Source organism: Inquilinus sp., assembly GCF_039594555.1.
Lineage (GTDB): Bacteria > Pseudomonadota > Alphaproteobacteria > DSM-16000 > Inquilinaceae > Inquilinus.
The window spans coordinates 1-7,054 of the sequence record NZ_JBCNNF010000356.1; the positions used below are offsets into that span (position 1 = coordinate 1).

At 70.6% G+C, this 7,054-nt stretch carries 10 protein-coding genes; 4 read left to right on the forward strand and 6 right to left on the reverse strand.

Annotated elements, in window-relative coordinates:
- On the forward strand, positions 1 to 273 hold a 273-nt coding region (locus ABDW35_RS28230; protein ID WP_343717183.1), incomplete at its 5' end, for a hypothetical protein.
- Here ABDW35_RS28230 and ABDW35_RS28235 read toward each other — a convergent pair.
- From ABDW35_RS28235 to ABDW35_RS28255, 5 genes are all read right to left on the reverse strand, one after another.
- Positions 233 to 715 carry a hypothetical protein gene (locus ABDW35_RS28235; RefSeq protein WP_343717184.1) on the reverse strand — a complete coding sequence of 161 codons (483 nt, stop codon included), beginning with the start codon at positions 713 to 715 and terminating at the stop codon, positions 233 to 235. The two genes, ABDW35_RS28230 and ABDW35_RS28235, sit on opposite strands and share 41 nt — an antisense overlap.
- A gap of 65 nt (positions 716 to 780) precedes the next feature.
- Positions 781 to 1,782 carry a hypothetical protein gene (locus ABDW35_RS28240; protein ID WP_343717185.1) on the reverse strand — a complete coding sequence of 334 codons (1,002 nt, stop codon included), beginning with the start codon at positions 1,780 to 1,782 and terminating at the stop codon, positions 781 to 783.
- A gap of 6 nt (positions 1,783 to 1,788) precedes the next feature.
- A complete protein-coding gene (locus ABDW35_RS28245; protein ID WP_343717186.1) occupies positions 1,789 to 2,688 on the reverse strand; it encodes a serine hydrolase in 900 nt (299 codons plus the stop codon).
- Positions 2,688 to 3,422, reverse strand: a complete 735-nt coding sequence (locus ABDW35_RS28250) for a gamma-glutamyl-gamma-aminobutyrate hydrolase family protein (protein WP_343717187.1) — start codon at positions 3,420 to 3,422, stop codon at positions 2,688 to 2,690. The genes ABDW35_RS28245 and ABDW35_RS28250 overlap by 1 nt, the downstream gene beginning before the upstream one ends.
- A 94-nt stretch (positions 3,423 to 3,516) precedes the next feature.
- A complete protein-coding gene (locus ABDW35_RS28255; RefSeq protein WP_343717188.1) occupies positions 3,517 to 4,425 on the reverse strand; it encodes a LysR substrate-binding domain-containing protein in 909 nt (302 codons plus the stop codon).
- Positions 4,426 to 4,505: 80 nt separating this feature from the next.
- On the opposite strand from ABDW35_RS28255, the gene arfB reads away from it, so the two are divergent.
- The 3 genes from arfB (at position 4,506) to ABDW35_RS28270 (ending at position 6,742) form a co-directional block, all read left to right on the forward strand.
- The gene (gene arfB / locus ABDW35_RS28260) at positions 4,506 to 4,922 is read left to right on the forward strand and encodes an alternative ribosome rescue aminoacyl-tRNA hydrolase ArfB (RefSeq protein WP_343717189.1); all 417 of its coding nucleotides are present in this window, start codon (positions 4,506 to 4,508) and stop codon (positions 4,920 to 4,922) included.
- Positions 4,923 to 5,056: 134 nt separating this feature from the next.
- A complete protein-coding gene (locus ABDW35_RS28265; RefSeq protein WP_343717190.1) occupies positions 5,057 to 6,001 on the forward strand; it encodes a DUF2167 domain-containing protein in 945 nt (314 codons plus the stop codon).
- An 18-nt stretch (positions 6,002 to 6,019) separates the two neighbouring features.
- Positions 6,020 to 6,742 (forward strand): site-2 protease family protein, encoded by a 723-nt coding sequence (locus ABDW35_RS28270; RefSeq protein WP_343717191.1) that lies wholly within the window; start codon positions 6,020 to 6,022, stop codon positions 6,740 to 6,742.
- Positions 6,743 to 6,759: 17 nt separating this feature from the next.
- Here ABDW35_RS28270 and ABDW35_RS28275 read toward each other — a convergent pair.
- A partial coding sequence (locus ABDW35_RS28275; protein ID WP_343717192.1) for a succinylglutamate desuccinylase/aspartoacylase family protein occupies positions 6,760 to 7,054 on the reverse strand: 295 nt, incomplete at its 5' end.

Here is a 7,054-nt window from a genome sequence, read left to right on the forward strand (position 1 = left end):
AAGGCCGACGGCCAGGGCGAGATGCAGCTGCTGCACATCGCGGTCGGCCGCGAGGCGATCTATGTCGCCCGCCGGATCTGGCCGCTGGCGGCCTATGACAAGGCGCATCTGCCGCTGTCGACCGAGACAATAGCCGCTGGCGGCACCGACATCGACGATTTGCGCCTGTGCAACCTGTCCGGCGTCGGCACCGCCTGCCCGGCCGGGCTGGCCGCGGCGCTGAAGGACCAGATCACCGACCTGTCGCCGCTGGTGCTGAAGGCCGCGCCGTAGGCGGCTGCCAGCGCAGCACGGACAGCGTGACCAGGCACAGGGCGATGAACGTCAGCAGCGCGTTGGCGGCGTGGGAGTACTCCCATTGCGCCCGCAGCGCCGTCCAGTTGTCGGGCACGGCGGTCCAGTTCGCCGTCGCCTGGTTGGCGGGATAGGTCCACAGGAAGAACACCAGGAGGGTGGCGGCGAGGCACGCGGCACCGGCCAGGGCCAGTTGGAACGGCACCGCCTGCCGCCGCGCGCCGATGGCCAGAGCGAAATCCGCCGCGATCGCCGCCACCAGCACGACTCCGAGCAGGGCCCAGCCGCCATAGATCGCCTGGGCCGAGAAATAGGCCGTCTCATCCAGGGCGAGCTTGTTCGACATGGCCAGCAGATGCGCGCCGCCGGGAACCAGCGCCAGGGCAGTCAGCACCACGGCCAGGAATTGCAGCGCCTTCATCGGCAATCCCATCGGTTTCCGAGGAAACTAGATGCCGCCGACGCTGCGGGAAGCCCCGTCCTGGCTCAGCCGAGCGGAAAACCCAGCGCCTCCGCCTCCTGTGGCCGCAGCACCCCGTCCGTGACCCGGCCGGAGGCGGCCTGCCAGTCGTGGAGCGTCTTGGCGGTGAAGCCGTTGAACACCCCGGCGGTGAAGCCCCAGTCCGGGATCAGCCCGAGGGCGATGAAGGCGTCCTGCAGCAGCCGCACCTCATGCCCGCTCGACCCGGGCATCAGCCGCGCCAGGGCCGGGTCCGCTCCACGGTCTGCCACCAGCCGCAGGTGCCGGCCCGTGACCAGCAGGTCGTCGAAGGCGAGGCCGGTCTCGGCCAGGTCCGGGCTGGCGGCAAGCCCCGCCGCGACGCGGAAGGCGGCGTAGGCGCCCGTCGGGATTGCCGGCGGCAGGTGCCGGCCCGGCAGGGTCTGGCAGCCAGCCGAGGAGAACTCGATGCCGTCGCCCGGCCAGCCGGCGGCGTGGATATTGTCCTCCGGCGCGCAGATGTCGAAACGGCCGGACAGGTCGTAGCCGGCGGCGTCGGGCGAGCGCCAGACCGGCACCTCGACGGTGCGGTCGAGCTGGAACGCCCCCTCCTCCGCCGGACGGCCGGCGGGGATATGCGGGCCGACCACATAGGGATGCATCCCCGGTGCCAGCATGTTGGCGATGCGCCGGTCCGGCGCCTCGGCCTGGCGGCGCATGTAATGGGCGTTCGGCACGGTCGATCCGGTCCAGGCGACCAGCCGCCCCGCCGGCCGGTCCCAGACGCCGAGGACGCAGCGCGGTACGTGATGGTTCGGCCGCGCCTCGTGCAGCCGCAGGGCTCCGGACCATTGGCCGGCCAAGCCCGGCTCGGCCAGGGCGCAGCCGCGCAGCCCGAACAGGATCTTCGCGCCGCGCGGCCGGAAGCGGGTCAGTCGGCACAGCGTCTCGAAGGTCCCGACCTCCGCGGTGAAGACGGTGTCGGCGAAGGGCTCCGCCAGATGGGCATAGTTCGGCGAGCGGTCGTCGTCGTGCCAGACGGGCAGCATCCGGCCCTACCCTTCGAGCAGCGCGTGCAGCCGGGCCCCGACCGCCGGCAGGAAGCGGCGGCTCTGCGCCATATGCGGGCCGACGGTGTAGATCGCGGCGATCAGGCTGCGGCCGGACGGCGCCTCCCAATAGGCCATGTCGTGCCGCGTCTCGCTGGTCCAGCCGGCCTTCGACCACAGCCGGACATTTCGCGGCAGCGCCTCGCCCAGGAAGCCGCGGACCTGGTCCGAATAATCGGGCGGCAGTCGGTCCGGATCGCGCTCCGGCTCCCGGTCCAGCAAATCCAGCATCCGGCCGCAGGCGGCGGGCGAGACCAGCTGGCCGGCGACGATGCCGTGCAGCAGCGCCGCCGCGGCGCGCGGGGCGATCAGGTTGCCGCCATGGGCCCGGGCCGCCTTTTCGCGGCCATAGGGCGAGTCCTCATAGGTGCTGTGCCACAGCCGCAGCCGCTCGAATTCCGGCCAGCCCCAGCTTTGGAACCAGCGATGGATCGCCTGGCGCTTGTCCCACCAGGCCGCCATCTCCGCCTCCGGCAGCGGGCCGCCGGGCGTGGTGCCGGTCATGCGGCCGAACAGGTAGGTGGTGGCGTCGTTGCTGGATTGCCGGATCATCGCCGACAGGGCGCGCAGATCCTCCGCATCCGGCTGCAACCGCCCGGTCTCGACCCAGTGCTGGAAGGCGACCAGGTAGAAGCTCTTGCTGGTGCTGGCCGGATAGACAGCGACCTCGTCGCGATGGCCGAACACCGCACCGTCGGAGTAGCGGTCGGCCGCGCCGTCGCGCAGCCGGCCGGGATAGAGCCGGAAGGTGAGGCCGAAATCCCTGGGCGCGACCTCGCCCTTGAACTCGTCGAGCAGGTCGCGGACCAGCGCCGCCCCTGCCGCGGCCGCGTGGAACCCGCCCATCACGCGGCGCAGGCGGCGACGAAGGCCGCGAGCACGGCGCGGTCGGCCTCGCTGCGCAGATACTCCGGGTGCCACTGCACGCCGAGGCAGAAGCGGCGCCCCGGATGCTCCACTGCCTCGACCACCCCGTCGGGCGCGACGCCGGAGACGATCAGCGCCGGCCCGGCCACCTTCACCGCCTGGTGATGCGAGCTGTTGACGCCGAAGCGGGCCGCGCCGGTGATGCGGGCCAGGAGCGTGCCGGGCGTGACCTCGACCTCATGCGCCGCCTTCCAGCCGGCAGGGTCGTGGATCTTCCGCTCCGGGCTGTGGTCCAGCGCGTTGTCGATCTCGGCCGGGATGTGCTGCACCAGCGTGCCGCCCAGCACCACGGCCAGCAGCTGCTCGCCGCCGCAGATGCCGAGCACCGGCTTGTTCCGCGCCACCGCGCCCTGCACCAGCGCCCATTCGAACTGGGTGCGCACCGGCTTGGTCTTCACCGTCTCGTGCACCGAGCTGGCGCCCCAGAGCGCGGGGTCGACATCGAAGCCGCCGCCGGTGACGACGATGCCGTCGCACAGGTCCAGATAATGGTTCGCGGCATCGACCAGATGCGGCAGCGCCAGCGGCACGGCGCCGAATTCGGCCAGCGACCCGCAGTAGTTCTGCCGCAGCGCGTACCAGGGCGAGGAGGAATAGCCGCCCGCCTCCTCGGCATCCAGGGTCACTCCGATGACGGGCTTAGCGGTCGGCATGGCAGTCCTGCGGGCAGCGGAACGGGTCCTCCGGTGATGCCCGGCGGCCCGGCGGCTGTCAAATTCCGGCCGGTTATGATCCCCCCATCGGCCGTTATCGCCTGGCGCTGCGGGTGCGCTGCGTCGGCTTGCCGGTGAGGTGGTCGAGGAACAGATGCGCCGCCTGCGACAGCGGGTAGTTCTCATGGTGCAGCGCCGTGATCGGCAGGGTGATCTCTGGCACGATGGCGCGGACGGTGACGTCCGGCACGGCCCAGGCCTGGGCCGTGTGCTCGTCGACGATGGCCGACCCGGTGCCGTAGCGCACCAGCGGCAGCGCCAGGTAGTAGGTCTGGATCAGGTTGCGCGGGGCGTATCGGATGCCGGCACGGCCGAAGGCGTCGGACAGGGTGGCGCCGATCGAGGTGTCGGGGTCGACGCCGATCAGCGTCTCCACATCGATCCGGTCGAGCGTGATCTCCGCCGTATCGCCCTTCGCCAGCGGCGCGGTCGACAGATGCACCAGCCGCGAAGTGCCGATCGCGATCTTGCGCATCCCCGGCGGCAACGCCGGCTCATAGGCGATGGCGAGGTCGAGATCGTTGGTGGCGACGAGGTCCAGGATCTCGCGGGTGTGGTGGGTGCGCAGGTCGAAGCTCACGCCCGGATGACGGCGGTGGAACGACGCCATCTGCTCGGTCATGAAGCCGAAGCCGAGGCTGGGCAGGCAGGCGATGCGGACATGGCCCTCGCGCCCGCGCCGGAGATTGGCGGCGATGCTGGAGATCCGCTCCAGCCCGGCGAAGGTGCGGTCGATCTCGACCTCCAGCAGCTTGGCCTCGCGCGTCGGCACCAGCTTGCCCTTCACCCGCTCGAACAGGCGCAGGCCCAGCTGATCCTCGGCATGGCGCAGCAGCTTGCTGACCGCCGGCTGCGAGACGTTCAGCAGCTCCGCCGCGCCGGTGATCGACCCGGCCTTCTGTACCGCCTGCAGCGCCTCGATATGCCTCAGCCTGATCGTCATCGTGCCGTCATCCTCCCCGGACCGGGATGGCACAGCGGCGGGGGCATGACAAGCGCGCCCGGCCGTGCGAGGGTCCGGCCATGATCCGCATCACCGCCCGCATCGCGCTGGACGAGCGCGACATCGAGGAGAGCTTCATCCTCGCCTCCGGCCCGGGCGGGCAGAACGTCAACAAGGTCGCCACGGCGGTGCAACTGCGCTACCCGATCGAGCGCGCCGGGATGCCGGACGACATGCGGGCACGGCTGGAGACCCTGGCCGGGCAGCGCCTGACCAAGGACGGCGTTCTGGTGATCACCGCCCGCGAGCACCGCAGCCAGGAGCGCAACCGGGCCGAGGCGCTGGCCCGGCTGGTCGAGCTGTTCCAGCGCGCCGCCGTCGCCCCCAAGAAACGCCGGCCGACCCGGGCGACGCTGGGCAGCAAGATCCGGCGGCTCGACAGCAAGAGCAAGCGGTCGGCGGTGAAGCGGATGCGGGGCAGCCCCGGCGACGATTGAGGCCATGCGCGCCGGCGGGATCAGGCCGGCGCCGGTGCGAACCGGAATTCGCTTCAAATTGCCGCCATCTTGCCCGCTTATGATGATCGTCCCATGCGCCGGGGGGCCTATGGGATATGGAGGGGGACATCATCATGAGTCTGGTCCTGCCGCTTCGCGCGTTCGCGATCGCATTGACGCTGGCCCTGGCCGGCACCGCCGCCGCGCAGACGCCGCCGGCCACCACCGCGCCGTCGCCCGCCGACCAGGCCGCGGCGAACGAGGCGGAGCAGAAGGCAGCCTGGGAGGCCGCCGACAAGGTGGCCCAGCACGGCCCGGCCACCATCGCGCTGATCGACCAGGGTTCGCTGGCCCTGCCCGAGGGCTATGTCTTCATCCCGAAGGATGAGTCGAACCGGATCCGGCGCGCCTGGGGCGGCTTCACCGACCCCGAGCTGATCGGCATGGTCATCTCCGACAAGCCGGACGAGGAATGGTACGCGCTGCTCGAATACACCAAGGAAGGCTATATCCGCGACGACGACGCCAAGACCAACTGGAACGCCGACGAGCTGCTGAGCAACCTGAAGGACGGCACCGAGTCGGGCAATGAGGACCGGATCGCCCGCGGCTTCCCGCCCCTGGCCGTGACCGGCTGGATCGAGGTGCCGCAATACGACGCCGCGACCCATCGCCTGGTCTGGTCGGCCAAGGTGGTCGAGAAGAACAACCCCGCCGATGAGGGTTCGGCCAACTACAAGACCTACGCGCTGGGGCGCGACGGCTATTTCGGCCTGAACCTGGTGACCTCCACCGCGACGATCGACAGCGAGAAGAAGTTCGCCCGCGAGCTGCTGAACGACATCAGCTACGTCCCCGGCAAGCGCTATGCCGACTTCACCGAGGGCACCGACCGGGTGGCCGAATACGGGCTGGCGGCGCTGGTGGCCGGCGTGGCGGCGAAGAAGCTGGGGCTGATCGCCATCATCGGCGCCTTCGTGCTGAAATTCGCCAAGGTCATCCTCATCGCCGTTGGCGGCTTCGGCGTCACCTTGGCCAAGCTGTTCCGGCGCAAGCCGCGCGACGGCGGCGTCGCCTGAGAGGCCTCGGCACCGCGCATGATCAAGCTGCTCCTGCTGCTGGTCGGCGGCCTGAAGTTCGGCCCGCTGGCCCTGACCGGCGGCACCATGCTGCTGTCGCTGGTCACCTATGCCTACTTCCTGGGCTGGGGCTACGCCGCCGGTTTCGTCGGGCTGCTGCTGGTGCACGAGATGGGGCACTACATCGCGGCGAAGCGGCGCGGGTTGAATGTCGGGGCGCCGACCTTCATCCCCTTCATCGGCGCCTGGATCCAGCTGAAGGAGCAGCCGATGGACGTGGAGACGGAGGCGTATGTCGCCTTCGCCGGCCCGTTCCTCGGCACGCTCGGCGCCTTCGCCGTCTATTTCTGGGCGCGGGAGGTGGACAGCCGGCTGCTGCTGGCCGTGGCTTATGCCGGCTTCTTCCTGAATCTCCTGAACCTGCTGCCGGTGTCGCCGCTCGACGGCGGGCGGATCACAGCGATCCTGTCGCCGCGGATCTGGCTCCTGGGCGCCCCGATCATGCTGGGCCTGCTGCTGTACCGGCCCAGCCCGGTGCTGCTGCTGGTGGCGCTGTTCGCGGCGCCGCAGGTGCTGAAGGCCTGGCGTCACGACCCGAACAGCCCGGAGGCGCAGGCCTATTACAACGCGCCGCTGGACGCCCGGATCGAGTATGGCGTGCTGTATCTGGGCCTGACCGCTCTGCTGGCGATCATGACCTACAGCGTGCACGGGATGCTGGAAGGCAGCCGTCCGTTCTAGCGTCCGGCTGCGCGCCCCTACCCCTCCACCGTCCCGATCACCGCCAGGCAGTCGCCGGCCTTGACCAGCCCCGGGAAATGCCGCGCCGCCAGGATGCCGTCCAGCGTCGCGCGGTATTCCGCCGGCGCCTGACCGGTGCGGTCGACCGGGTGGATGCGGGCGATGACGTCGCCCTTCTTCACCGGGTCGCCCAGATCGACGCAGGTCTCGGCCATGCCGTCCTGCTCGGCGAAGCGGAAGCAGTCGGCGGACGGCATGTCGAGCCAGCGGCTGGGCGCGCGCTCGACCTCGCCCTGCAGGATGCCGGCATGG

Excerpts from the sequence above, each read along its gene's own strand:
- ABDW35_RS28235 (WP_343717184.1), bottom strand. The coding sequence starts at position 715 with ATGAAGGCGCTGCAATTCCTGGCCGTGGTGCTGACTGCCCTGGCGCTG.
- ABDW35_RS28240 (WP_343717185.1), bottom strand. The coding sequence starts at position 1,782 with ATGCTGCCCGTCTGGCACGACGACGACCGCTCGCCGAACTATGCCCAT.
- ABDW35_RS28245 (WP_343717186.1), bottom strand. The coding sequence starts at position 2,688 with ATGGGCGGGTTCCACGCGGCCGCGGCAGGGGCGGCGCTGGTCCGCGAC.
- ABDW35_RS28250 (WP_343717187.1), bottom strand. The coding sequence starts at position 3,422 with ATGCCGACCGCTAAGCCCGTCATCGGAGTGACCCTGGATGCCGAGGAG.
- ABDW35_RS28255 (WP_343717188.1), bottom strand. The coding sequence starts at position 4,425 with ATGACGATCAGGCTGAGGCATATCGAGGCGCTGCAGGCGGTACAGAAG.
- arfB (WP_343717189.1), top strand. The coding sequence starts at position 4,506 with ATGATCCGCATCACCGCCCGCATCGCGCTGGACGAGCGCGACATCGAG.
- ABDW35_RS28265 (WP_343717190.1), top strand. The coding sequence starts at position 5,057 with ATGAGTCTGGTCCTGCCGCTTCGCGCGTTCGCGATCGCATTGACGCTG.
- ABDW35_RS28270 (WP_343717191.1), top strand. The coding sequence starts at position 6,020 with ATGATCAAGCTGCTCCTGCTGCTGGTCGGCGGCCTGAAGTTCGGCCCG.